At 39.5% G+C, this 26092-nt stretch carries 22 protein-coding genes and 1 other RNA gene; 22 read left to right on the forward strand and 1 reads right to left on the reverse strand.

Features of this window, described 5'->3' with window-relative positions; genetic code table 11:
* Positions 1-5 precede the first annotated feature (5 nt).
* From yqeK to IWB18_RS08805, 21 genes are all read left to right on the forward strand, one after another.
* Positions 6-575 (forward strand): bis(5'-nucleosyl)-tetraphosphatase (symmetrical) YqeK, encoded by a 570-nt coding sequence (gene yqeK / locus IWB18_RS08705; protein ID WP_195683239.1) that lies wholly within the window; start codon positions 6-8, stop codon positions 573-575.
* 3 nt (positions 576-578) lie between these two features.
* Complete coding sequence (gene rsfS, locus IWB18_RS08710; protein WP_195683240.1) at positions 579-917, forward strand: ribosome silencing factor; 339 nt, start codon at positions 579-581, stop codon at positions 915-917.
* 38 nt (positions 918-955) lie between these two features.
* The gene (leuS, locus tag IWB18_RS08715) at positions 956-3367 is read left to right on the forward strand and encodes a leucine--tRNA ligase (RefSeq protein WP_195683241.1); all 2412 of its coding nucleotides are present in this window, start codon (positions 956-958) and stop codon (positions 3365-3367) included.
* A 207-nt stretch (positions 3368-3574) separates the two neighbouring features.
* Positions 3575-4039, forward strand: coding sequence for a tRNA (cytidine(34)-2'-O)-methyltransferase (locus tag IWB18_RS08720; protein ID WP_195683242.1), 465 nt, complete (start codon positions 3575-3577; stop codon positions 4037-4039).
* Positions 4040-4145: 106 nt separating this feature from the next.
* Positions 4146-5822, forward strand: coding sequence for a Na/Pi cotransporter family protein (locus IWB18_RS08725; RefSeq protein ID WP_195683243.1), 1677 nt, complete (start codon positions 4146-4148; stop codon positions 5820-5822).
* A 16-nt stretch (positions 5823-5838) separates the two neighbouring features.
* Positions 5839-6759 carry a thioredoxin-disulfide reductase gene (gene trxB / locus IWB18_RS08730; protein ID WP_195683244.1) on the forward strand — a complete coding sequence of 307 codons (921 nt, stop codon included), beginning with the start codon at positions 5839-5841 and terminating at the stop codon, positions 6757-6759.
* Positions 6760-6868: 109 nt separating this feature from the next.
* Positions 6869-8215 (forward strand): RNA polymerase factor sigma-54, encoded by a 1347-nt coding sequence (gene rpoN, locus IWB18_RS08735; RefSeq protein WP_195683245.1) that lies wholly within the window; start codon positions 6869-6871, stop codon positions 8213-8215.
* A 112-nt stretch (positions 8216-8327) separates the two neighbouring features.
* Positions 8328-9353 (forward strand): sugar-binding transcriptional regulator, encoded by a 1026-nt coding sequence (locus IWB18_RS08740; protein WP_195683246.1) that lies wholly within the window; start codon positions 8328-8330, stop codon positions 9351-9353.
* Positions 9354-9366: 13 nt separating this feature from the next.
* Positions 9367-10371, forward strand: coding sequence for a type I glyceraldehyde-3-phosphate dehydrogenase (gene gap, locus IWB18_RS08745; RefSeq protein ID WP_195683247.1), 1005 nt, complete (start codon positions 9367-9369; stop codon positions 10369-10371).
* A gap of 121 nt (positions 10372-10492) precedes the next feature.
* Entirely contained in the window at positions 10493-11686 is a 1194-nt protein-coding gene (locus tag IWB18_RS08750; protein ID WP_332310682.1) for a phosphoglycerate kinase, read from the forward strand.
* A gap of 13 nt (positions 11687-11699) precedes the next feature.
* Complete coding sequence (tpiA, locus tag IWB18_RS08755; protein ID WP_195683249.1) at positions 11700-12449, forward strand: triose-phosphate isomerase; 750 nt, start codon at positions 11700-11702, stop codon at positions 12447-12449.
* 23 nt (positions 12450-12472) lie between these two features.
* On the forward strand, positions 12473-14002 hold the full coding sequence (gene gpmI, locus IWB18_RS08760; RefSeq protein WP_195683250.1) for a 2,3-bisphosphoglycerate-independent phosphoglycerate mutase: 1530 nt from the start codon (positions 12473-12475) through the stop codon (positions 14000-14002).
* Between the two features lie 25 nt (positions 14003-14027).
* Positions 14028-15317: a phosphopyruvate hydratase gene (gene eno / locus IWB18_RS08765; RefSeq protein ID WP_195683251.1), complete on the forward strand. Its 1290-nt coding sequence runs from the start codon at positions 14028-14030 to the stop codon at positions 15315-15317.
* 145 nt (positions 15318-15462) lie between these two features.
* Positions 15463-15690: a preprotein translocase subunit SecG gene (secG, locus tag IWB18_RS08770; protein WP_195683252.1), complete on the forward strand. Its 228-nt coding sequence runs from the start codon at positions 15463-15465 to the stop codon at positions 15688-15690.
* Between the two features lie 29 nt (positions 15691-15719).
* Positions 15720-17705: a sodium-translocating pyrophosphatase gene (locus IWB18_RS08775; protein WP_195683253.1), complete on the forward strand. Its 1986-nt coding sequence runs from the start codon at positions 15720-15722 to the stop codon at positions 17703-17705.
* A gap of 92 nt (positions 17706-17797) precedes the next feature.
* On the forward strand, positions 17798-18064 hold the full coding sequence (locus tag IWB18_RS08780) for a DUF1294 domain-containing protein (RefSeq protein WP_195683254.1): 267 nt from the start codon (positions 17798-17800) through the stop codon (positions 18062-18064).
* Between the two features lie 34 nt (positions 18065-18098).
* The gene (gene rnr / locus IWB18_RS08785; protein WP_195683255.1) at positions 18099-20222 is read left to right on the forward strand and encodes a ribonuclease R; all 2124 of its coding nucleotides are present in this window, start codon (positions 18099-18101) and stop codon (positions 20220-20222) included.
* A 48-nt stretch (positions 20223-20270) separates the two neighbouring features.
* On the forward strand, positions 20271-20738 hold the full coding sequence (smpB, locus tag IWB18_RS08790) for an SsrA-binding protein SmpB (protein ID WP_195683256.1): 468 nt from the start codon (positions 20271-20273) through the stop codon (positions 20736-20738).
* 158 nt (positions 20739-20896) lie between these two features.
* Positions 20897-21245: a transfer-messenger RNA gene (ssrA, locus tag IWB18_RS08795) on the forward strand.
* Positions 21246-21477: 232 nt separating this feature from the next.
* Positions 21478-22029, forward strand: a complete 552-nt coding sequence (locus IWB18_RS08800) for a DUF2284 domain-containing protein (protein WP_195683257.1) — start codon at positions 21478-21480, stop codon at positions 22027-22029.
* Positions 22030-22474: 445 nt separating this feature from the next.
* A complete protein-coding gene (locus IWB18_RS08805) occupies positions 22475-23362 on the forward strand; it encodes a LysR family transcriptional regulator (protein ID WP_195683258.1) in 888 nt (295 codons plus the stop codon).
* 104 nt (positions 23363-23466) lie between these two features.
* Here the strand turns inward: IWB18_RS08805 and IWB18_RS08810 are convergent, their stop codons facing one another.
* Positions 23467-24831 (reverse strand): aminomethyl transferase family protein, encoded by a 1365-nt coding sequence (locus tag IWB18_RS08810; RefSeq protein ID WP_195683259.1) that lies wholly within the window; start codon positions 24829-24831, stop codon positions 23467-23469.
* A 363-nt stretch (positions 24832-25194) separates the two neighbouring features.
* On the opposite strand from IWB18_RS08810, the gene IWB18_RS08815 reads away from it, so the two are divergent.
* A complete protein-coding gene (locus IWB18_RS08815; protein WP_195683260.1) occupies positions 25195-25872 on the forward strand; it encodes a Crp/Fnr family transcriptional regulator in 678 nt (225 codons plus the stop codon).
* The last annotated feature ends 220 nt before the right edge of the window (positions 25873-26092 follow it).

Here is a 26092-nt window from a genome sequence, read left to right on the forward strand (position 1 = left end):
TATCCATGGATTATAAAAAACTCAAAGGGAAAGTAAAAGAAATGATATCCCATAAAAGGTATGTTCATACCCTGGGAGTAGTGGAATCGGCTATAGATCTGGCTGACAGGTATGGCTGTGATATTGAAAAAACAAGGATCGCAGCCCTTTGTCACGACTGTGCAAAAAACTTGACAAGAGAAGAACTTTTGGAAAAATCTGAAAGATATGGCTTGGATTTGGATGAAATCGTTTTTTACGAAACACAACTCATGCACGGACCTGTAGGGAGTGCAATAGCAAAATTTGAGTTGGGAATCGATGATGAAGAAATCATTTCGGCAATTTCACATCATACCACAGGCAAGAAAGAAATGGGACTACTTGAAAAGATAATCTATCTTTCAGATTTTATAGAACCGGGAAGAGATTACACCGGTGTTGAGGAATTAAGAAAACTTTCCATGGTGGATTTGGACAGGGCGCTGATAATGGCTTTTGACAATACAATCAGGTATGTTTTATCCCTGAACTCTGTCTTGCATCCTAATACCATTGAAGCAAGAAATAATTTGATAATGAAGATAGGAGGATGAAAATTGGATCAGAAAACAAATGAGTTCGCATTGAAAATCAAAGATTGGATAGAGGCGAAAAACGGGACTGAAATCGAAATAATAGATGTTGGCGAACTGACTACAATGACGGATGCATTCGTTATTGCAAGCGGATCTTCAACGATAAATGTAAAAGCAATTGCAGAACACGTTGAGGAAATGGCATCAAAAGAGGGAACCGAGCCTTTGAGTTATGAAGGAAGACAAGGTGGAAGATGGATACTTATCGATTTCAACAGTGTCATAGTTCATATATTTCTCGACGAAGAAAGAAAATTCTACGACTTGGAAAGACTTTGGACCGACGGGAAGAGGATCTGACGAAACACACGACCAACAACTAAACTAGGAGGTTATCGATGAAGTCATATAATTACAAGACTATTGAGGAAAAGTGGCAAAAGATATGGGAAGAGAAAGAAATCTTTAAAGCTGTTGATTTTTCAGATAAGCCGAAATTTTACGGTCTGGTTGAGTTTCCCTACCCATCAGGTGTAGGTCTTCATGTTGGACACGTTAGAGCCTACACTTCTTTGGAGGTGATTTCCAGAAAAAGAAGACTGGAAGGTTACAATGTGCTTTTCCCAATCGGTTGGGATGCGTTTGGTCTTCCCACTGAAAACTATGCCATACAAACTGGAAGACATCCAAGGCTTGTTACTGATGAAAATATAAAGGTATTTACACAGCAGCTTAAGGAGATAGGATATTCCTTCGACTGGGACAGAACTGTAGATACTACTGATCCAAATTACTACAAGTGGACACAGTGGATATTTTTAAAGTTGTTCGAGAATGACTTGGCTTTTAAAAACAAAACATACGTAAATTTTTGCAACGACTGCAAGGTGGTGTTGGCAAACGAAGAATCTCAGGATGGAGTTTGCGACAGATGCGGAAGCGAAGTCGTTCAAATGGAAAAGGACGTATGGTTCTTGAAAATAAGGGAATATGCGGAGAAGCTTTTAGAAGGTCTTGACACTGTCGACTTTCCTCAAAGGATCAAGTTGGAGCAGGAAAACTGGATCGGCAAGTCCACTGGAGCAGAAGTTGATTTCGAGATCAATGGTGTAGATGACAAGCTGACTGTTTTCACTACGAGACCCGATACTTTGTATGGAGTTACATTCATGGTAGTCGCTCCAGAACATCCTCTTATAGAAAAGTACAATGACAAGATAGAAAATACCGACGAAATAAAACTTTACCAGGAGCAGGCAAGAAAGAAGACTGAATTTGAAAGAGTGCAGCTTGCGAAAGATAAAAGCGGAGTTGAAATCAAGGGAATAAAAGTCAAGAATCCATTAAATGGAGAACTTGTTCCCATATGGGTGGCAGATTACGTAATGATGGGATATGGGACAGGAGCAATAATGGCTGTTCCAGGTCACGACACCAGAGACTGGGAATTTGCCAGAAAGTTTGATATCCCCATTGTCGAAGTCATTGGCGGAGGCAACGTTGAAGAGGAGGCCTTCACTGATATTGAAAAAGGGATCCTAGTCAATTCGGATTTGATCAATGGACTCAATGTGCAGGATGCAAAAACCAAAATCATGGATCATCTTGAAAGCAGTGGTTTGGGAAAAAGAACGGTCAACTACAAGATGAAGGATTGGGCTTTCAACAGGCAAAGATACTGGGGCGAGCCGATACCCATCATACATTGTTCAAAATGTGGAATGGTAGGTGTGCCTGAAGATGAACTGCCGGTGATGTTGCCGGAAGTCGACAACTACAAACCGACTGAAACAGGAGAGTCCCCACTTGCACTTATTGAAGACTGGGTGAATACCACTTGTCCCAAGTGCGGAGGAGAAGCCAAGAGAGAAACTGACACCATGCCCCAATGGGCGGGTTCAAGCTGGTATTTTCTAAGATACATGGATGCACGCAATGATAAAAGATTTGCAGGGGAAGACAAGCTTGATTACTGGCAACAGGTAGACTGGTACAATGGTGGAATGGAGCATGTTACCAGACACCTTATATACTCAAGATTCTGGCATAGATTCCTTTACGATCTGGGATACGTACCTACACCGGAACCATACGCAAAGAGAAGTGCCCAGGGACTGATACTCGGAGCTGATGGAGAAAAGATGTCCAAATCTAGAGGTAATGTTATAAATCCCAGGGATATCATAGGAGAATATGGTGCTGATACGCTCAGGACCTATATCATGTTTATAGGTGATTATGAAAAGCCTGCGCCATGGTCTGACAATGGTGTCAAGGGTTGCAAGAGATTTCTGGATAGATTGTGGAAACTTCAAGAAATACTTGAAGATGGAGATAATTATTCTAAAGAGAATGAAGTCTTGATGAACAAAACCATCAAAAAAGTTACCGAAGATTATGAAAATCTAAAATTCAACACCGCAATAGCAGCCATGATGAGCATGATCAACGAGATCAACGCCAAAGGTTCCATAAACAAAAGAGAATTTTCGGACTTGTTGTTGTTGTTAAATCCCGTTGCACCGCATATTACGGAAGAATTGTGGCAACTTGCAGGCAACGAGGGAATGCTTCATGAAAGGTCGTGGCCCGAATTCGATGAATCTAAAACAGTTGAAGATATCATTGAAATGGCTGTGCAAATTAATGGAAAAGTCAGAGGAAAGATCATGCTTCCATTGAAGAGTACACAGCAAGAGGCAAACAAGATTGCAATGGAAGATGACGTGATCAAGTCTTATGTAGAAGGCAAATCCATAGTAAAAGAGATATTTGTTCCCGGAAGAATATACAATATTGTTGTAAAATAAACAGGAATAACAAAATGAAACCAAGCAAGACGTCTGAAAATTCGGAGCTTACAGCCGACAGACGTCTTTTTTATTTTTAAAAATAAAAAAAAATTATGAGACATGGTTAATAAATTGACTATCAACTAATTCATTTCAAAATTGTAAATGTTTTCATACTCGCGTTGTGTTATAATCGGTTTTGAGAAGAGGAAAGGAAAGAAGACAATGAATATAGTATTATTCGAACCGGAGATTCCGCAGAATACCGGTAATATAGCCAGGACATGTGTTGTTACAGGAAGCAGGCTTCACCTGATAGAACCCATGGGGTTTAGAATTAATGAAAAGCAGGTGAAAAGAGCGGGATTGGATTACTGGGATCTTCTAGATTTGGAAATTCACCGCGACTTTGGTGCTTTCGAGGAAAAATATGCAGGCAACACCTTTTATTTCATGAGCACGAAAGGGGACAAATTCTACAGCGACATCAAATTTGAAGAAAATGACTTCATAATCTTCGGAAAGGAATCGGCTGGTCTGCCTCAGGAGATCCACGAAAAATATTCTGAAAACAGGTTCAGGATCCCCATGGTAAAAAACGAAAAAGCCAGATCTCTAAACCTGTCAAACAGCGTTGCCATCGTTCTGTACGAATCACTCAGGCAAAGAGGTTTTAATAATTTAGGATAGTCAAATACTTAACGAACTATTTGTTGCTGTTTTGTAAATTTTATTTTAAATTTCTGTTAAATTTGATATTATTATTTACTGTACGAATATTGAATGGAGGTTGTTTATGACAACGGAGATGATTATTACTCTGATCGGTGGACTGGGTTTGTTCATATACGGAATGAACGTAATGTCGGACGGACTTAAAGCCGTAGCCGGAGACAGGGTAAAAAAACTATTGGAAGTTCTGACCAACAACAGAATAATGGCTATTCTTGTTGGAACGGTGGTTACTGTAATTGTGCAGAGTTCAAGCACCACAACTGTTATGATAATAGGTTTTGTAAATGCCGGAATAATGAATTTGTTCCAGGCAGCAGGTGTTATATTGGGTGCCAACATTGGTACAACTATAACAGCCCAGATGGTGGCATTGAAAGTGGACCACTTTGCACCAGCTTTCATTGGAATAGGAATGCTGGTAATTCTTCTTGCAAAGAAGAAGAGGCAGAGACAGATCGGAGAAGTCATCCTTGGTTTTGGTATCCTGTTTATGGGTATAGGCTTAATGTCGGATACATTAAAGCCACTTAGAGACAATGAGGCATTTGTTGACATACTAATTTCATTCGGACAAAATCCGGTACTTGGTTTGTTGGCCGGGTTGGGAATAACAGCCATAATTCAAAGCAGTAGCGCCACCATTGGTCTTTTGCAGGCCATAGCGTTGTCAGGAACATTCAATGCTGTTGACGGAATATCTACTTTGGCAATAATTGTACCAATACTTTTGGGAATGAATATTGGAACCTGTGTAACCGCAATGCTGTCGAGCATAGGGACGACTATTACTGCGCGAAAGGCAGCCATAATTCACCTTGCCGTCAACATAGTCGGTTCAGTTTGGGTTATGCTCCTAATGGGGGCGATCACCTTGATAATAAAAGGCGACAATCCAATATACGTATTTATACAATCCATTTCAGGCTACACAGTAATCGATGGCATGAGAGTGCATGACGTAACAAAGGAAATCGCAAATACGCATACGCTGTTCAATATTGCCAATACAATAATTCTTTATCCTTTCATGGACCCTATTGTCAGGTTTATAGATAAATTGATACCTGATAAAACAGAGCACGACGAAAAAGGCCCTCACCTGGATAAGCGTCTTTTGGAAAACCCGTCCGTGGCTCTTGGCCAGGCAGTAAAAGAAATCACAAGAATGGGAAGGCTGACGAACAAAAATCTTCATACTTCCCTTGAAGCCATTTTGCAAAAGGATGAAGCCAAGTGTGAAAAGGTGTTCAGAAGAGAGAAGGTCATTAACGACTTTGCAAAAGAAATAACTCAGTTCCTGGTTCTCCTCTCAAATGAAGAACTGCCTGAAGGAAAACAGAGTCAGATGATGGACATGTTCAGTTGCGTCCACGACATAGAAAGAATCGGAGATCATGCTGAAAACTTGGCCGAGTTGGCTCAGTACAGGATAGACAACAAGGTAAGTTTCAGCGACATGGCTGTGGATGACTTGAAAAAGATGATGGATATGGTTGAAAAAGTATGCCACGACGTTGTAGAAGGACTGGAAGAAGGCGATTCAAAAGCAGCATTAAGCACTATAAAGCTTGAAGATGAAATCGACGAAATGGAAGAGAAATTGAGAATAAGCCATATTTCCAGACTTAATGAAGGAGTCTGCAATGCACCTTCAGGAATCATTTTCCTGGATGTTGTCAGCAATCTGGAAAGAATCGGAGACCACGCAACAAATATTGCCGAATATATTTTAAACTGATATAGGAGGGTGTTAAATGAGCTACGATCTATTAATTATAGGCGGAGGGCCTGCCGGACTTTCTGCAGGACTTTACGCCAGCAGGGCAAACCTGAAAAATCTAATACTTGAAAAAGGGGACGCAGGCGGTCAAATAGCCAGTACCAGCGAAGTGGACAACTATCCTGGATCCATAAAGAATGCCACTGGCCCCACGTTGTCGATGCGAATGAAGGAACAGTGTGTTGAATTCGGATCTGAATTTAAAAAAGAAGAATTCATTGACTTGAAAAAAGACGGAAAAATTTTCAAGGTGAAAACGGACAAAGATGAATACGAAGCAAAGACGGTCATTATCGCCACTGGTGCCGATCCAAAAGAAATTGGATGCAAAGGCGAAAGAGAATACAGGGGAATGGGTGTTTCATACTGTGCCACTTGTGACGGATTCTTTTTTAGAGATCTGACGGTTGCGGTTGTAGGAGGCGGAGATTCAGCTTTGGAAGAAGGAATGTTTCTGACGAAATTCGCCAAAAAAGTATACATTATTCACAGGAGAGATGAATTAAGGGCTGTAAAATCCATTCAAGACAAGGCTTTTGCGAATAACAAGATTGAATTTGTTTTTGATTCGGTTGTTGAAGAAATCAAGGGCGATGGTGTCGTCAATGGAATCACCGTAAAAAACGTTAAAACCGGAGAATTGACTGACATGGCCGTAGATGGAGTATTTGTATATGTAGGATACAAACCTAATTCGGCAAAGTTCAGAGATTTTGTGGAATTGGATGAGACGGGTTTTATAATTGGAACCGAGGAAATGACAACTACAACAGCCGGTTTATTCGTTGCCGGAGACATAAGAAAAAAAATGCTCAAACAGGTAATTACTGCAGCTGCGGATGGTGCCATAGCTTCGGTAAGCGCGGAGAAGTACGTGGCAGAAAATTTTGAGTAAGCATAAAATTGGCGCTCAGCTCATATTCAGTTCTGAATGGGAGTGGGCGCTTTTTGTTTGAATACCTTTAGTTTTCATTTGTTTAAAACTTCAGAGAGGAGAACGTGACATGAAAATGAATTTTGACCTGTCCATGCGGCAAAAGCAAAAACAGGTATTAACGACCAAAATAATTCAAACAATTAATCTTTTGCAGTATAACACTATGGAACTGCAGAAATACATTGATATGCAGATGGAAGAAAATCCCCTCCTGGAAATTGATGAGAGTTATGAGCCTAATGAGGAAAATGAAATCAATTGGGTGGAATTTATAAAAAATACGTACACATACAGGGATGAAAATGAATTTACCGACGAAGAAAAAGAGCATCCGGAAAATTTCATCGCAACAGAACAGACGCTTAAAGAGGTTTTGATAGAGCAGCTCCACGTAAGAAAACTTTCTGAGCAGGAACGAATATTGGGAGAATTCATAATAGATTTCATCGATGACAACGGATATTTAAGCTTGAGCTCCGAAGAATTTTCCCAAGTCGTAGACGCAGAGCCTGAAATGATCGAAAAATTAACAGATCTAATAAAAACTTTCGAACCCAAGGGAGTTGGAGCTCGAAACCTTGCAGAATGCTTGAAGATACAAGTTGAGGATCAAATCAAAAATGATCCCAAAATAATCAGGCTGCTGGACGAACATTTGGAAGACATGGCTTACAACAGGGATCGAAAAATACTGAAGGATCTTGACATCAGTGCTGAAAAACTGGAAGAATACAAATGTATTATAAAGTCTCTAAATCCCAGACCTGGACTTGAATATGGTTCTGAGGAACCCAGATACATAATACCAGACGTTTTTGTAGAGCTTGAAGGTGATGAAATTAAGATCAAACTCAACAGGTATCAAGTTCCAAGGTTGAGGATCAACAATTACTACAAAAATCTCATAACAAAGAGCGATGATGCTAAAACAGTTGAATTCGTAAAGACAAGGCTGGATTCGGCGGGGCATTTGATCAAAGGGCTTCTTCAACGAGAATCTTCAATAGAAAGGATTTCCAAATTGTTGTTTCAAAAACAGATAGACTTTCTAAAAAACGGAGAAGCACACATGAAACCTGTCACAATGAAGGAAATTGCCGATGAGTTGGAAGTTCACGAATCCACGGTCAGCAGGACAATAAAAAACAAGTATGTTCTATGTGAAATGGGAGTATACCCGCTCAAACACTTCTTTACTTCAAAAATTGCAACTGAAGACGGTGAGGATGTATCGTCATCGAAAATAAAAGAAAAAATCAAAGATTATATTGCCAGTGAAGACAAACAAAAACCGTTGAGTGATCAGAAAATCGCCGACAAATTAAAAGAAGAAGGTTATGAAATTTCTCGTAGGACGGTGGCTAAGTACAGAGAAGAATCGGGAATAATGTCCACCAGAGAAAGAAGGCAGTAATCCTTGCGCTTATAACCCCAAAAAGCCTTGCAATAGGTTAAAATATCGTATATAATTACATTATGACCCAGCGGGACAAAAATATCCCATTAAAAAGTTTGGGGGGATTTATTTGGATAAAAATCAATTTATCGAAATACAAAAACAAATCCTGCCTGAAGTGGTAGAATTGATGGAGCTTAGATTTAACATCCTGGCAGAGCTAAAGGAAAACCAACCTGTTGGCAGAAGACATCTCGCAAATATCTTGAATGTCAGTGAAAGGCATATAAGAAATGAGATCGATTTTTTTTCCAAGGAAGGCTTTGTTAATGTTGAAAGACAAGGAATTTTATTGTCACCTCTTGGAGAAGGCATTTTGGATGACTTGAAAGAAGTGATTTACGCTTACAAAAATTTTGACGCTTTAGCCGAGAAATTAAGGTCGATTCTGGGTATACGAAAAGTATTTATCGTACCGGGAGATTGTGAGACTAGCAACACTGTATTGGATTTTATGGGTCAAAAGGCCGCAAGATATGTCAGTGGTCTTATAAAAGCCGATTCAGTTATCGGTCTTACTGGAGGAAAATCAGTTGCTTCAGTAGCAGCAAACATGCCACAGCTGAATTTTCCCAAGGCAACGGTAATACCGGCAAGAGGCGGAATAGGAAAGAGTCATTCCACTCAAGCCAACAGCATAGCATCCTTGATGGCAGCCAAGATCGGTGCTCAAAAAGAGATGATGTATCTGCCCGACAATATCGACAAGGACATTTTGGAAGCACTGAAGAACGATCCTCAGATCAAAGAGGTTTTTGACAGGCTAAAAGAAATCGACATTTTGATTTTTGGTATTGGAAGAGCCGATGTCATGGCCAAGGCAAGAAAACTTTCCCAAGATAAAATTTCTGAATTGGAGAAGCTGAATGCAGTATCTGAAGCCTTCGGACATTTTTTCGATCAGGAAGGGAAAATGATTTTTCCTTCAAGTAGTGTTGGAATCACAATTGAAGGGTATAAGAACATTGAACATGCTGTGGCCGTTTCAGGCGGAGCAGCAAAAGCAAAGGCAATAATAGCAGTTTCAAAGGTCAAGAAAGACATGGTTTTAGTAACAGATGAGAGCGCTGCAAAAAAAATTTTTAATATAATTTAAGGAGGAATTTTTAATGACAGTAAAAGTTGCGATTAATGGTTTTGGAAGGATAGGACGTTTGGCGTTCAGATTGATGTTTGACGATCCGAGTTTTGACATAGTGGCGATTAATGACTTGACAGACGCAAAATCCCTGGCTTATTTATTGAAATACGACACGTCACAAGGAAAATACAAGACAGATTCCATATCTGCAGGCGATGGTTTCATAACTGTAGATGGAAAAGAAATCAAGATTTCTGCAGAAAGAGATCCTGAGAACCTTCCATGGGGAACACTTGATGTAGATGTAGTAATAGAGTCTACAGGATTCTTCGCTACAAAAGACCTTGCTGAGAAACACATTAAAGCGGGAGCAAAAAAAGTACTGATCAGTGCTCCAGCGAAGGGAGACCTTAAAACTGTAGTTTACAATGTAAACCATGAAATATTGGATGGATCGGAAACTGTAGTGAGTGGTGCTTCTTGTACTACAAACTGTCTGGCACCTTTTGCAAAAGTGCTAAATGACAAATTCGGATTGGAAAGCGGTCTTATGACTACTATCCATGCTTACACAAATGACCAGGCTACTTTGGACGGTCCTCACAAGGACTTGAGAAGAGGTAGAGCGGCAGCGGCAAATATCGTTCCTACAAGTACAGGAGCGGCAGCAGCTGTAGGTCTGGTACTTCCGGAGCTTAACGGTAAACTTGACGGAGGCGCAATGAGAGTCCCTGTAACTACTGGATCATTGGTAGATCTTACTGTCAAGCTTTCAAAGAAAACAACTGCAGAGGAAATCAATGCTGCAATGAAAGAAGCGGCAAACGAAACTTTGGGATACACTGAAGAGCCTATAGTATCTTCAGATGTTATTGGAATCAACTTTGGTTCATTGTTCGATGCATCTCAAACTAAGGTGCTTGAAGCTGACGGCGAGCAATTGGTAAAAGTGGTTTCTTGGTACGATAACGAAATGAGCTATACTTCCCAACTAGTTAGATTGGCGAAATTTGTAGCAGACATGGTAAAATAATCTAGTCTTATATAGAAAGGGAAGGGGATACCCTTTCCTTTTTCTACTATATTATCTGTTTTAACGCGTGACTGTTAAAAATTATTGTTATTCAAACTGAAGGCGTTTGTGCGAAAGGAGTATTAAAATGGCAAAAAAGAGCATCATGGATATCGATTTAAAAGGTAAAAAGGTTCTTATGCGAGCTGATTTCAACGTACCACTCGACGGAGAGACTATAACTGACAACACAAGGATAACGGCCACATTGCCAACAATTAATTATATTTTGGAAAACGGCGGCAAGCTGATTTTGATGTCACACCTTGGCAGGCCCAAGGGATCTCCAGATCCTAAATATTCATTGGCCCCAGTTGCGGCAGAATTATCAAAACTTCTTGAAAGACCTGTAATGTTCGCTTATGACGACGAAGTCGTCGGAGAGAATGCAAAAAAAGCAACAGCCAACATGCAGGAAGGAGACGTGGTTCTTCTTCAGAACACCAGGTTCAGAAAAGAAGAGACCGACAACGATCCTGGATTTTCAAAAGAACTTGCTTCACTTGCGGACATCTTTGTAAATGATGCTTTCGGAGCTGTTCACCGAGCTCATGCTTCTACTGCAGGAGTTGCCGATTATATACCTGCTGTATGTGGTTTGTTGATAGAGAAAGAACTCAGATTTTTGGGAAGCGCACTGGATGACCCACAAAGACCTTTTACTGCAATACTTGGAGGTGCAAAGGTTTCCGACAAGATTGGAGTAATCAATAATTTGATGGAAAAAGTCGACAATCTAATAATCGGCGGGGGGATGGCGTATACTTTCCTGAAAGCGATGGGACACGAAATCGGCACCTCATTATTGGAGGAAGACAAGATTGAATTGGCGAAAGAACTTATGGAAAAAGCAAAGGAAAAGAAGATCAATCTTTTGCTTCCTGTAGACATAGTGGTTGCCGAAAAATTCGCAGCAGATGCAAACCATAAAACCGTCAAGGTAGATTCCATACCTGCGGATCATATGGGGCTAGATATTGGCGGTGAGACGGCGAAGATCTTTGCCGACACAATAAAAGGATCCAAGCTTGTTATATGGAACGGACCTATGGGAGTGTTTGAGTTTGAAGCATTTGCAAACGGAACGATTGCAGTTGCCAAAGCCATGGCTGAATCGGATGCCACTACCATCGTAGGCGGAGGAGACTCGGCATCAGCAGCTGTAAACCTGGGTTTTGCCGACAAGATGACTCATATCTCCACTGGCGGAGGGGCATCGTTGACATTTTTGGAAGGAAAAGCATTGCCGGGGATAGAAATTCTACAAGATAAATAAGGGGGAAACTTACTTGAGAAAACCTATAATAGCAGGAAACTGGAAAATGAACAAAACTGCAGCAGAGGCCAGAACTTTGATCCAAATGTTGAAAAACAAAATTGACACCGACAAGGTAGAAGTTGTAGTGTGTCCTACTTTCACGTCTATCGGAGCGGTAATAGAGGAAATTGAAGGAACCAAGATCGGTGTTGGAGCTCAAAACATGCACTTTGAGAACTCGGGAGCTTTTACTGGTGAAATCAGTGCAGACATGCTTGTTGAGGCAGGAGTCAAATATGTGATCATCGGCCACTCCGAGAGAAGACAATATTTCAATGAAACAGACGAGACAGTAAACAAAAAGCTCGTTAAGGCAATAGAAAAGAAATTGGTTCCCATAGTATGCGTGGGAGAATCACTGGAACAGCGGGAAGCAGGACAGGAAAAAACAATAGTTACAAATCAGGTCAAAGCGGCATTTAAAGATGTTTCGGGATCTGATGCACCTAAAGTTGTAGTTGCTTATGAACCCATATGGGCCATCGGAACAGGTAAAACGGCCAGCAGTGAACAGGCGGAAGAAGTCTGTGGATGGATAAGAAATACTATTGAAGAAATGTATGACAATAAAGTTTCTCAGGCTGTAAGGATACAATACGGCGGAAGCGTAAATGCAAATAATGTGAATGAACTTATGGGAATGGAAAACATAGATGGAGCACTGGTAGGCGGTGCAAGCCTTAAAGAGGACTTTGCAAGCCTTGTAAACTATGAAGCTTGATATGCTTCAGAAAGGGGGACGTAATGCTAACAGCTATTATCATTCTTGACGGATATGGATATTCGGAAAATGTGGAGGGCAATGCCACGGTTGCTGCAAATACGCCCTTGCTCGACAAGTTGTGGTCGGAAAAACCACACTCATTTATCAAGTGCAGCGGGAGAGATGTTGGTTTGCCCGATGGACAGATGGGTAACTCTGAAGTAGGCCATTTAAACATGGGTGGCGGAAGGATAGTATACCAAGAGTTGACGAGAATAACAAAATCCATAGAAGATGGAGACTTTTTTGAAAATGAAAATCTCGTGGGCGCAATGGAATATGCGTTGAAAAACGACAAAGCACTGCACATCATGGGACTTCTTTCAGACGGAGGCGTACACAGCCACAATACTCATCTCTATGCGTTGCTGGAGTTGGCCAAGAAAAAAGGCCTGAAGAAAGTGTACGTTCATGCTTTTCTTGATGGAAGGGATACTCCACCAAATAGCGGTTTGGGATATATCAAAGAATTAAATGAAAAAATCAGAGAGACAGGTATAGGGGAAATAGCATCCGTTTCCGGAAGGTATTATGCCATGGACAGGGACAACAGATGGAAGAGATGCATGCAGTCCTACGATGTGATGACTGCCGGTTTGGGTGGGATCTACTGCGATTCTGCTGAAGAAGCCGTTCAATCATCATACGATGACGGTACTACAGATGAATTCGTTTTGCCTTCTGTTATAGTTGAAAATGATAAACCCGTAGGACTTATTAAAAGCGGAGATTCTATCATATTTTTCAACTTTAGACCCGACAGGGCAAGACAGATGACAAGGGCATTGACCGAAGAAAACTTTGACGGCTTTGAAAGAAAAACTGGATTTTTAAATGTCAACATGGTGACGATGACGATGTATGACAAATCTTTGGAGAACTTGAAGGTTGCCTTTACACCACAATCAGTGAATAATACTCTTGGTGAATACATGAGTCAAAAGGGTCTGAAACAGCTAAGGATAGCAGAGACGGAAAAATATGCGCACGTCACATATTTCTTTAACGGGGGTGTGGAAAAGGAATATCCTTTGGAAGACAGGATCCTGGTTCCATCACCACAGGTAGCCACATACGATTTAAAGCCTGAAATGAGTGCTGAAGAGGTGACTGACAAGGTAGTTGAGGCCATAGAGAACAACGATTATTCTCTGATAGTCCTCAATTATGCGAACTGCGACATGGTTGGGCACACAGGTGTGTTCGAAGCGGCAGTCAAAGCTGTGGAAACCGTGGATCGATGCCTGGGAAGGACACTGGAGGCCATAGAGAAAAAGGGCGGGATAGCGCTCATAACTGCAGACCACGGCAATGCCGAGCAGATGATCGATCCTGTTACAAAAAAAGTCTTTACTGCTCATACTACCAATCCGGTCAAGTTGATCTTGTTTGGAAATGATGATTTGAAATTAAAGGACGGAAGACTTGCTGACATAGCACCAACAATACTTGATCTTCAAGGCCTTGAAAAACCTGTTGAGATGACAGGAGAAAGCCTTATTGATAAATAAACAAATTTGAAGGGAGCACTAAAAAATGACAATAATAAATGATGTTTTTGCAAGAGAAATTTTGGATTCAAGAGGAAATCCGACTGTTGAGGTCGAAGTAACACTGGAATGTGGTTCCATCGGAAGAGCTGCTGTTCCGTCGGGAGCCTCGACAGGAGCTTTCGAAGCTGTAGAATTGAGAGACGGAGACAAGAACAGATACATGGGAAAAGGCGTTTTAAAGGCAGTGGAAAACGTTAATGAAATTATTGCCCCGGAAATAGTAGGACTTAATGCCCTGGATCAAGTTGGCATCGATCAGATCATGATCGACTTGGACGGAACTCTTAACAAGGCTAAACTTGGCGCAAATGCCATACTTGGTGTTTCCATGGCTGTGGCTAGAGCAGCTGCTGACGCATTGGGATTGTCACTATACCAGTACATTGGAGGAGTAAATGCCAAGAAACTTCCTGTACCCATGATGAACATCCTTAACGGTGGAGAGCATGCCGACAACAACGTTGACATCCAGGAATTCATGGTTATGCCCGTAGGTGCCGAATCTTTCAGAGAAGCACTGAGAATGTGTGCGGAAATATTCCACAACCTTAAAAAAGTACTTAGCTCAAAAGGTCTTAATACCTCAGTAGGTGACGAAGGTGGATTTGCTCCAAACCTTACTTCCAACGAAGCTGCACTTGAAGTTATAATGGAAGCCATTAAAGCTGCAGGATTTGTTCCAGGAGAGCAAGTTTGCCTGGCAATGGACGTTGCTGCCACTGAAATGTTCAAAGAAGACGGAAAATATCATTTGGTAGGCGAAGGTGTAGTCAAGACCGCTGAAGAAATGGTAGATTTCTACGAAAAGATGATCGATAAATATCCTATCATCTCAATCGAAGACGGTTTGTCTGAAGATGACTGGGAAGGTTGGAAGTTTATGACTGACAGACTTAAAGACAAGGTTCAGCTTGTTGGCGATGACTTGTTTGTTACAAACACCGAAAGACTTGCCAAAGGAATCGAAATGGGAGTTGCCAACTCGATACTTGTAAAAGTGAATCAGATTGGAACCATCACTGAGACTTTGGACTCCATTGAGATGGCAAAAAAAGCAGGTTATACTGCTGTAGTATCCCACAGATCAGGTGAGACTGAAGATACTACGATCGCAGACCTGGTTGTTGCGGTCAATGCTGGTCAGATCAAGACGGGTGCACCATCAAGGACTGACAGGGTGGTAAAATACAACCAATTGCTTAGAATAGAAGAAGAACTTTGGGATTCAGCTCAATATGACGGCATAAAAACATTTTACAACCTAAAAAAATAACATATATAACAGAGCATCTCTCTTGAGGTGCTCTGTTTAAGTAAATGTGACATACTAAATGAAAATAAATTTTTCCAAAATAAAATTGATATTCCCATTTGCCTATGTTACAATACATATGTTGACCGTTAGGGGAGGTAAGAAAATGGAAACTTTATTATTGGTATTGATCGTATTGTCCAGCATCGTGCTGATCGCAAGCATATTGCTTCAACCAGGAAAAAGCGCAGGTCTTTCAGGATCTATCGCAGGTGGAGCAGAAACTCTTTTCGGAAAGAAAAAGGCTAAAGGCTATGAAGCCATGCTTGAAAGAGCCACTACGATTTCCGCTGTTGTATTTATGTTAGCTGCATTTATATTTTCAATAATTTAGAGCATTTACTAAAGGAGGAAATTAACACGATGGAATTATTGTATTTTGCCCCAGCAGTGGGAGCTGTCGCTCTTTTATTCGCTTTGTATCTATCAAATAAGGTAAGCAAAGTAGATGAAGGAACAGACAGAATGAAAGAAATCGCATCTTATATTCAAGAGGGTGCAATGGCTTTTCTAAGAAGAGAATACAAATATATCGCCATATTCACTGCGATCTTGTTTGTAGTCCTTTCTGTGACGCCGGGTCTTGGGATCAAGACTGCCATATCGTTCCTTGTGGGAGCGTTCTTTTCTGTTTTAGCAGGATTTTTCGGTATGAAGGTTGCCACAAAGGCAAACGTCAGAACTGCGAATGCTGCAAGAACTTCCGGTATGAACCAGGCACTAGGTGTAGCATTCTCAGGCGGAGCCGTCATGGGTATGAGCGTTGTTGGTCTTGGAATCATCGGAGTAAGCGTTTTGTATTTAATTTTCAAAGACGCTACCATCATCACTGGATTTGGCTTGGGAGCCTCTTCCATAGCTCTTTTCGGACGTGTAGGCGGAGGGATTTACACAAAAGCTGCAGATGTTGGAGCTGACCTTGTAGGAAAAGTTGAAGCAGGTATTCCTGAAGACGATCCAAGAAACCCTGCAGTTATTGCAGACAACGTTGGTGACAACGTTGGTGACGTTGCAGGAATGGGATCTGACCTTTTCGAGTCATATGTCGGATCTTTGATTTCGGCAGTTACGCTTGGAGCCATCGTGTATGGAATTCAAGGAGTTTTGTTCCCGGTAATATTGTCATCCATAGGTATTTTAGCTTCCATTATTGGAACATTCTTTGTAAGGGGCGGAGACAAAGGCGATCCACACAAAACTTTGAACAATGCTACTTACGTAAGCGGAATCATAATGGTGATTGTAGCTTTCGTACTTGCCAAGTACTTCTTAGGCGACATTAGCGACAGCAACGGAACCGGTGAGTTCATAGCTATACTTTCTGGTCTTGTTGTAGGGATCGCAATTGGAAAAATTACGGAAGTATACACTTCAGAAGATTATAGTTCAGTAAAGAAAATAGCTCAGCAAAGTGAAACAGGTGCTGCAACCACTATAATAAGTGGTTTGGCTGTAGGAATGTACTCAACTGTTCTTCCAATCGTGGGTATCGTAATAGCCATCTTGGCTGCATACCTGTTCGCAGGAATCTATGGAATCGCTTTAGCGGCCGTAGGTATGCTTTCTATCGTAGGTATCACTATTGCTGTAGATGCTTATGGCCCAATATCTGACAATGCCGGTGGTATTGCTGAGATGGCGGGACTTCCAAAAGAAGTAAGAGGAATCACTGACAAACTTGATGCTGTAGGAAACACTACTGCCGCTATTGGTAAAGGTTTTGCAATTGGATCAGCTGCCCTTACTGCATTGGCATTATTCGTATCTTACTCACAAGCTGTAGGTTTGGCAAAAATAGATTTATTGGATCCATTTGTTATTGCAGGATTGTTCCTTGGAGGAGCAGCTCCATACTTATTCTCAGCTCTTACAATGGAGGCTGTAGGTTCTGCGGCCAACGAAATGATCGAAGAAGTAAGAAGACAGTTCAAGACTATTCCTGGAATCATGGAAGGTACTGGAAAGCCTGATTATGCTACTTGTGTTGACATTTCTACCGCAGCAGCTCTTAAGAAGATGATCGTTCCTGGCCTTATCGCAGTATTACTGCCTCTTGGAACAGGATTACTTCTTGGCAGCGAAGCTTTGGGCGGATTGCTTGCAGGCGCTCTTGTGTCAGGTGTCCTTATGGCTATTCAAATGGCTAACTCCGGTGGAGCTTGGGATAATGCCAAGAAATACATCGAGGGTGGAGCGCATGGCGGAAAAGGAAGCGAAGCTCACAAAGCGGCTGTTGTTGGAGATACTGTAGGAGATCCGTACAAGGATACTTCAGGTCCTTCAATCAATATCCTTATAAAGCTAATGACAATCGTTTCTTTGGTATTTGCACCATTGTTTATGAGATAAATCAGATCACAAAGTCGCAGGATCATTCCTGCGGCTTTTTTAAATTTACGGGAAAATTTATATATGTTAAACTATATATTGAGGAGTACAAGATGGAGAAGGAATATGTTTTAATATATATGGCAGTAAATATTTTTGCATTATTGGTCATGGGGTACGATAAAAGAATGGCCATTAAGGGCAACAGTCGCATATCGGAGAGATTTTTAATTTCTATTTCGGTTTTTGGAGGTGCCTTGGGAACTTTGCTTTCCATGAAAGCTTTCCGACACAAGACGCTGAAACCAAAGTTCAGGATCGGGGTTCCGGTAATATTGACAGTGCAGATGCTGATATGTTTCTTATATTTATCAAGATAAAAATATCGAGTGTAAATCGATTGAGGGGTGCGCAATGAAAATTAAGGAAGTAATAATAGATTTAATCAAAAGTGACGAGTACAAGCCTATGGGTTACAAGGATCTTATGTATGTAATTGGCATAAAGAGCAAAAAGGAAAGAAATGACTTTAAAAAAGTCTTGGATAGAATGGTATCTGAAGGCGAACTCGTGAAAAATAAAAAAGGAAAATACATTGTGCCCCCAAAAGATGTTTACGTTAAAGGTACTTTGCAGGGGCATGCCCGGGGTTTTGGTTTTGTCATCCCTGACGATGCCATAACTGGAAGCGATATATTTGTTAGCGCATCAAATTTGAATGGAGCTTTGGACAAGGATAAAGTCCTTGTTAAAATAATCAAGAAAACTGAGAAACGTGACGAAGGAGAAATTTATCAGATAATAGAAAGAGGACATCAAAAGATCGTAGGTACTTACGAAAAGAATAGAAATTTTGGGTTCGTAATACCTGACAATGACAAGCTGTGCAAAGACATATATATACCAAATTCAGCAACCATGGGGGCAAAAGACGGAGAAAAGGTAGTTGTTGACATCACGGCATGGTATGAAAATAAAAATCCTGAAGGCAAAATCATCGAAGTACTGGGGGGACCTGGTACCAAGGGAATAGAAATAGTATCCATCATAAGGGAGTACGACTTTAATGTGGAATTTCCCGATGAAGTATTGGCGGAGACAAATAAAATACCAGACAAGGTCGACCTGGCTGAAGTAGAAAATAGAAAAGACTTGAGAAATACAAAGATGGTCACTATAGACGGAAAAGATGCAAAAGATCTTGATGACGCTATTTCCATAAAACGATTGGACAACGGTAATTTTTCCCTTGGGGTGCATATTGCAGATGTCAGCCATTATGTAGGTGAAAAAACTGCGCTTGACAGAGAAGCATATGAAAGGGGAACCAGCGTTTATCTTGTGGACAGGGTCATACCAATGTTGCCGCAAAAACTATCCAATGGTATCTGCAGTCTCAACGCAGGTGAAGATAGGCTTGCATTTACTTGTGAGATGGAGATCGACAAAAAGGGGAAGGTAATATCTCACGAAATATTCAAATCAGTTATCAAGATCGATGAGCGGATGAACTACGAAGATGTCACAGACATCTTACTTGAAGAAAACAAAGAGCTTATAGACAGGTATTCAAATTTCATTCAGGAATTTAAGGATATGGAGGAACTCGCAAATATTCTCAGGGTGGAAAGAAGAGACAAAAGGGGTGCCATTGATTTTGATTTTCCCGAGTCAAAAATAATACTTGATGAAAATGGCAAAACTGTAGATGTTGTACTATATGAAAGAACAATCTCTCATAAGATTATCGAAGAGTTTATGTTGGTGTGTAATGAAACAGTAGCAGAATTTATGTTTTGGTCAAATTTGCCGTTTTTGTACAGGATTCATGAAGACCCTTCAACTGAAAAACTCGATGCACTCAGGGATTTTTTGACAAATTTCGGATATAAGCTCCAAAAAGGTAAGGAAATAAAACCAGCAGCTATTCAGGAATTGGTAAACAGCATAGAAGGTACAAATGAAGAAGATTTCTTGTCCCGACTTATACTCAGGGCAATGCAGCAAGCCAAATATTCTCCGGAAAATCTTGGTCATTACGGTTTGGCTGCAAAATACTATTGCCACTTCACTTCGCCCATAAGAAGATATCCTGATCTAATGATACATAGAATAATGAGCCAAATGATAAAGGATCAGTTGACTGAGAAAAAAATCAAGAAGTACAATAAAACTATGCAGGAAATTGCCGATCATACATCAATGCGTGAAAGACTGGCAGAAAAGGCAGAAAGAGACACGGACGATCTCAAGAAAACCGAGTATATGGTTGATAAAATCGGAGATGAATTCGAAGGTATCATATCCAGCGTCACATCATTCGGTTTTTTCGTGGAACTTAAAAACACTGTCGAAGGTTTGGTCAGGGTTCAAGATTTTAATGACTACTTCGTATATGATGATAAAAATCACAGATTTATAGGGGAAAGAACAAAAAAACAGTACAGACTGGGAGATCCCATAACAGTAAAGGTCAGTAATGTCAGCATACCACTTAGACAAGTGGACTTTACGGTCGTTGACAAAGAAGCTGAATAGCCATATAATTATGTGATGTGGTCTGTTTAAAGATTTAGAGGTGCAGTTATGAAGATGGAAACCAAAACAATAGCACAAAATAAAAAAGCCAGGCACGACTTCTTTATCGAAGACACTTTTGAGGCTGGGATAGAACTTTTTGGCACAGAGGTAAAATCTCTGCGAGCCGGCAAGGTAAATCTTAAGGACAGCTATGCCGATGTTCACAACGGAGAGTTGTATATCTATAATCTGCATATAAGTCCTTACGAGCAGGGGAATATCTTCAATAAGGATCCACTGAGAATTAGAAAACTTCTTATGCATAAAAGGGAGATAAACAAACTCATGGGGTTGAAGCAGACTCAAGGATACACCCTTGTTCCATTAAGTCTTTATTTCAAGGGAAGCAAGGTTAAAGTTCAGCTGGCTTTAGCAAAAGGAAAGAAAGTATACGACAAGCGACATGATATAGCAAAGAAAGATGCTGAACGTAGAATGCAGAAGGCGACCAGAGTAGACCGCAGAAGCGAATAGTTTCTTTGTCATTCAGAGTTCACATTGCCGTCATTCTGAGCAAAGTGAAGGATCTACTCCTATACTATGGATCGTCATCCTGAGCACAGCGAAGGATCTACTCATCGTCTTAAGCCACATTAAAGATATTTATGATATCATCAGCTTACAACCAATATGGGGGCGCAATGGCTTCGACGGGGGTTTTGAAGCAAGAGAAGCGAGTCGATGTGCCAAACATCGTTAAAATTGGCAAACTAAATATAAACGCTAAAAATAATAATTACGCTTTAGCTGCGTAAGCAGCTTTCGTCCGACCCAGAAGACCTGCGATCAGGGATCCGGGCGTCAAATTAGCAGGGAACCGTTTCACAGGGTGTCTCGACTGTAAAACGAATAATTGAGGCTGGTCCGATTGGAATTCTGTCACTGGAAGTCCAAAAGGCGAGATTAAATAAGTGACTGCACTCGGAGAAACTCTTGTGAATTGGCTTTCGGACGCGGGTTCGATTCCCGCCGCCTCCACCAATATTTTCTATAATTGTAATAATATAACATATGCCGCATCGGCTTGTAGATGCGGTTTTTTTGTGTTTCTGATAGTTTGTGTAATTTAACAATATATAACAAATATTGTCTTTCTGCATCAATACCGAGGTTTTAACTTCGAAACCAGAATAAAGACTGCATTTAGTGATATAATTTATTCTAGTGATCAAAATATAGATACGTAAAAATGTAAAGGAAGAGAGCTGGTTGTGTGAAAAAGAAAAGTATAGAAGATGAGGTCAAAACTCTTCCAATTCATGAATACTCATTTTTTAAATCAGAAGATGTTGTTTTTTCTGATGAAGTTAGAGATTTATGTGAAAAAAATACGTGTGGAATGTATGGAACTAATTGGGCTTGTCCTCCCGCCGTTGGAACTACCGAAGAATGCCGCAAAAGATGTAGTCAATACACTGATGTATTTATGTTTACAACAGCCACAAAGATGAAAAACAGCTATGATATTCAAGGATGGTTGGATGCCAGAAAAGAGCATGAAAAATTGACCGACCGAGTGGGGCTAGTTTTTAGAGAGAATTATGAAGATTCATTGATTTTATCGACAGAAGGCTGCTCGGTCTGCAAGAACTGTACATATCCCAAGGATCTTTGTCGTTACCCGAACAGAATGTACCCAGCCACAGAAGCATATGGAATTCTGGTGATGAAACAAGCCCAAGTATGTAATATAAAATATAATAATGGGCTGAATACCGTTACGTATTTTAGTATGATATTTTTTAATCCTGTCGAAAAGTCATGAGTGTGAACTTGGATGGTAAACACTAAACTAGACAGTTTTCCTAAGATCTGAACATATAACTTCAATGTTGTTAACGTACCTAGAAGTTAATGAACAAGAGTGTTTTTGCTATAAGGATATATTAATCGAGAAGATGGATTTCATATCTGTACACATAAAACATATTAAGGCCATTGACTTCTGTCCATAATTTTGGCATACTTGGGTCGGGTCGAAAATAGGTGGCTTTATCTATTTGCTGTGCTACACTGTACGCTCCGCCTCCGCCGATATTTTCTATAATTGTAATAATATTACATGTGCCGGATCAGCTTGCTGATGCGGTTTTTGTTTTAAGAAAGATTTCAATAATGAAAAATTATAGAATGGAATTTTTACAAGTGTTATAATATTGATATTGTAGAAAGCATTTCTTTACAAGATTTAAATTTTTGAGGAGGGTTTTATGGATATAGAATATTTAAGAGAGTGCATTATATTAGCAAAATACTTGAATTTCACAGCAGCAGCAGAGATTGTTCATATTACACAACCTGTTTTAAGTAGACATATAAAAGATGTAGAAGAAAAAATTGGAGTTAAATTGTTTGTTCGAACTAAACACTCTGTTCATATAACTGAGGAAGGTAAGTACTTTATTGAGTTAGCAGAAGTAATCGTTAAAACTTTTGATCAAATGATGGACAAGATGGAATCAATTAAAACTGGTTTTTCTTCCAATCTCCAGATTGGCATACTTTACTACGCAGTTGATCAATATCTTTCGCCCGTACTTGATAAGTTTAAAGATATATATCCAAATGTAAATATAAACATATTTCCATCGTATCCTATACCCGTCATTGAGAATCTTCTAAGTGGGAATTTCGATTTAGGAATTATTTTGAAATTAAATTTTTTAGGATCTGAAAGACTTGAATTTCAGGTTGTTAAGCGTGAGCAACTTATAGTTGCAATTAGACATGATCATATTTTGTCAAAGAATGAAACGTTGTGTTTGGAAGATTTAAATAATGAGATATTTTTGGATATCGATGACTTTTTCTTCAATAGTTATTCAAGATATATATATCAGCTTTGTAATAAATATGGACTAATTATTGAAAAGCGTAAATTAGTAAATAATTTAGAAGCCGCGATCCTTGCCGCTCAATCGGGAGAAGGAATATTAATATTGCCATCTCAGTTAAGGGATATTCCGTTCTCAAAATTAAAATATATTCCGATTTCTAATGAAGATTGTTTCATTGATATGGCAATTGCACACAAACCTGAAAATCAAAATATCGCAATAGCGCCATTTATTGATTTGTGTAAAAAGGTTTTAAAGTAGAAGTTAAAGGCTAAAGCAAAATTTGAGTTAACAAAATTGCAGCTTGCAAAGATAAATTATCTTTGCAAGCTGCAATTATTATTTATTGTAGTAGAAGATTTGTTTTATTTAAAACCATAAGGAATTGTGCTCGTATCCACATGCTCATTTCGGTCTTCATCTATGTATGGATACTTTGCAACGACAGCCTCAATTTTCATCTGATCAGTACCGGGATCACCCCAAAGGACATTTACTTTTGTTCCTATTGAGGCAAACTTGGTTTCAATAGTAGCAAGTGAAAGCATTTTATGAAAATAAGGACTGAAGTACCTTCCCGAACTAGCACCAATTTCATTTCCATTTTTATCGAGTATTAAATCGCTGTGATACTCATTGCTCCCTCGAAAATTTGAGAAATCTTCAGCCCACTCCATTACAGATATATTTTTTGTTTCGTCAAAGTTAGCACGATATATACTTAATACACTTTCTGGATCCCATTCTAACATAGCTACTGTATACTTTGATTCATTGGATACTTTTTTTAAAGCTTCCTTACCAATAAAATCGTGATCAAAATTTACCCAGTTGCCCCAACCGAGATCGTATGGAGTACGAAGCTGCAATTTATGATTAGCAGGAAGGCTTCCAGTGAAACTGGGCATTGCTAATTGAGTAAGATCAAGTCCCATGAAGTATTCAACCATGCCCTCACGTCCAGCGAAAGGGAAGTGTACTGTCACTTGCGGAAATCCTGCTTCGGTGTGAACCACACGATAGGCATGCCTTCCAAGTTTAACGAGTCCAAAAGATTTACCAGCTTCTAATATGGCTTCATATACCGGAAGAGCATCTTCAATTTTGCCATGCACTTCATACGCTAATTTACCAGCCATGCCGATTCGATAAATCATTACATCTTTGCCGGCGATCTTTGTATACTTATATCGTAAGAACCCTATATCATGAAGGTTTTCACCGCAAGCAGCTTCTAAAATCTCAAGGTTTCGCGGTCCACCCATTTGGTAACCAAATACTTTGCCTGTTAGATTTTCAGTAGTAACATCGTAATCACCGGATTTTATGGCGAATTCCAAATAGGGCCATAACCAGTAAGTAATCACTTCATTTTCAGCGACATGCTGAGCAAGACCGTGGATAATGATATGACCATTTTCGTTGCACATAATTAAGTGTTTTGATCTCCCAACAGGAAAGTTCTTAAAACTATTGACACTATGATCAGCGAGAAGTTTTATTGCATCAGGCCCCTTAATTTTGTATGTGTTAATTGGATTAAGTCCAGCATGAATATAGCAGGATTCATGCCAAGATAAGCATTCCTTGTACCATCCGTCATACTCAAATGGATGAAAACCTCCAGAACCAGCTGGAGTGATCATACCACCTTCACTCATTACATAGGTAAATACTTCTGGGTCATACGGAACGTAAGGAGTGTGTTTTACTAGTGTTTTTTCTTGCATTTTTGTTTCCTCCCTTTCAAGAATATAATATAACTAAATTTCTTTTGCCTAGATTTGATCAGATTAAGAAGATAGACACCAAAAATAGTTATAAATTGATTATAGATTATAAATATATTATTTTGAAATTCTAAATATGCATTATCAATGTAAAAAATAAAGTATGTATTAGTATTGAACACCGTCAACTGTCCTAAAAGTAATACACAACAGATAATCTGGAGATAATTCGAATAAAATTGCTTTGGTAAAGTTTTATATCAGGTTTATTTTGTTTTGTGTTATTATTGTATAAAGAAAAGTCTGTACAATACTCTAAGTTCAATTTTGAGGTCAAACTAGTTTGAAATAAAGGGGGACAAAATGCAATATTATTTTCCTGGAGATTTTTCGAGATTTGAATCATATTTCGCAAGTTTAGAACATGAAGAACGTCTTTATCGAAAAAATGAAGATTTAAAAAAGCTTGGAGATGATTTTGATGATCTATTCTATATCTTGAGTGGGACACTAGCGGCATCTTTTAGTCATGAAAGTGGGAAAGTGAAATCGTATTCTTTTTATGGAAAAGGCTACTTTGCTCCACTTTACCACCCTGGAAACTGGGAAGAGATGAAAGCATTGAGGTTAAAAGCTATAAGCAATATGCGGGTGTATGCATTTGATCGTAAATCTTTTTTTAAGTATTTAAAAGAGAACGAAGATTTATGTGATGAAATGTTTCGAGCATACATGAATTTGGTTACATTTTTAATACTAGAGAGCACTAACCAAATATTCAATAGTGGAATACAAAAAATCAGTAATTTTTTATACATTTATCTTGATAATTTGAACAACTCATCAAATGTAATTAACCTCACACAATATGAAATCATGGAATTTGTGGGATTGAATCGTGCAAACCTTGCGAAGTATCTAAAAATTTTAAGAGAAAAAAGAATAATTGATACGCAACGAAATCAACTTGTCGTTATTGATAAGGAAGGTCTAAAGGAGTATTGCACAATTTTGATACATGGAGAAGAAGCGTATCAGTAATTTTTGATGATCAGGTTGGGATTCAAGTCTAAAATAATAAAAATGCATAAAAAATATAAAAAACGTTTCTATGTCTTTTAAAAGATATTGAACGTAAGCGGTCAATAATCGCATGGATTTTAAAATTTACTTTAACATGAGACAATAGGTTACATCAAAGTACTTTTATAGTCAGTAAAGCAACTCTGTTGACTTTAAAAGTTGTGAAAGGATGATACCT

It is taken from the genome of Alkalibacter mobilis (genome assembly GCF_015594845.1).
Taxonomy (GTDB): domain Bacteria; phylum Bacillota; class Clostridia; order Eubacteriales; family Alkalibacteraceae; genus Alkalibacter; species Alkalibacter mobilis.

What these genes read in the sequence shown, in the direction of transcription:
- gpmI (WP_195683250.1), top strand. Translation starts at nt 12,473, where the DNA reads ATGCTAACAGCTATTATCATTCTTGACGGATATGGATATTCGGAAAAT.
- IWB18_RS08725 (WP_195683243.1), top strand. Translation starts at nt 4,146, where the DNA reads ATGACAACGGAGATGATTATTACTCTGATCGGTGGACTGGGTTTGTTC.
- IWB18_RS08720 (WP_195683242.1), top strand. Translation starts at nt 3,575, where the DNA reads ATGAATATAGTATTATTCGAACCGGAGATTCCGCAGAATACCGGTAAT.
- secG (WP_195683252.1), top strand. Translation starts at nt 15,463, where the DNA reads ATGGAAACTTTATTATTGGTATTGATCGTATTGTCCAGCATCGTGCTG.
- yqeK (WP_195683239.1), top strand. Translation starts at nt 6, where the DNA reads ATGGATTATAAAAAACTCAAAGGGAAAGTAAAAGAAATGATATCCCAT.
- IWB18_RS08775 (WP_195683253.1), top strand. Translation starts at nt 15,720, where the DNA reads ATGGAATTATTGTATTTTGCCCCAGCAGTGGGAGCTGTCGCTCTTTTA.
- IWB18_RS08810 (WP_195683259.1), bottom strand. Translation starts at nt 24,831, where the DNA reads ATGCAAGAAAAAACACTAGTAAAACACACTCCTTACGTTCCGTATGAC.
- IWB18_RS08780 (WP_195683254.1), top strand. Translation starts at nt 17,798, where the DNA reads ATGGAGAAGGAATATGTTTTAATATATATGGCAGTAAATATTTTTGCA.
- IWB18_RS08815 (WP_195683260.1), top strand. Translation starts at nt 25,195, where the DNA reads ATGCAATATTATTTTCCTGGAGATTTTTCGAGATTTGAATCATATTTC.
- rnr (WP_195683255.1), top strand. Translation starts at nt 18,099, where the DNA reads ATGAAAATTAAGGAAGTAATAATAGATTTAATCAAAAGTGACGAGTAC.
- eno (WP_195683251.1), top strand. Translation starts at nt 14,028, where the DNA reads ATGACAATAATAAATGATGTTTTTGCAAGAGAAATTTTGGATTCAAGA.
- IWB18_RS08805 (WP_195683258.1), top strand. Translation starts at nt 22,475, where the DNA reads ATGGATATAGAATATTTAAGAGAGTGCATTATATTAGCAAAATACTTG.
- leuS (WP_195683241.1), top strand. Translation starts at nt 956, where the DNA reads ATGAAGTCATATAATTACAAGACTATTGAGGAAAAGTGGCAAAAGATA.
- gap (WP_195683247.1), top strand. Translation starts at nt 9,367, where the DNA reads ATGACAGTAAAAGTTGCGATTAATGGTTTTGGAAGGATAGGACGTTTG.
- smpB (WP_195683256.1), top strand. Translation starts at nt 20,271, where the DNA reads ATGAAGATGGAAACCAAAACAATAGCACAAAATAAAAAAGCCAGGCAC.
- rpoN (WP_195683245.1), top strand. Translation starts at nt 6,869, where the DNA reads ATGAAAATGAATTTTGACCTGTCCATGCGGCAAAAGCAAAAACAGGTA.
- trxB (WP_195683244.1), top strand. Translation starts at nt 5,839, where the DNA reads ATGAGCTACGATCTATTAATTATAGGCGGAGGGCCTGCCGGACTTTCT.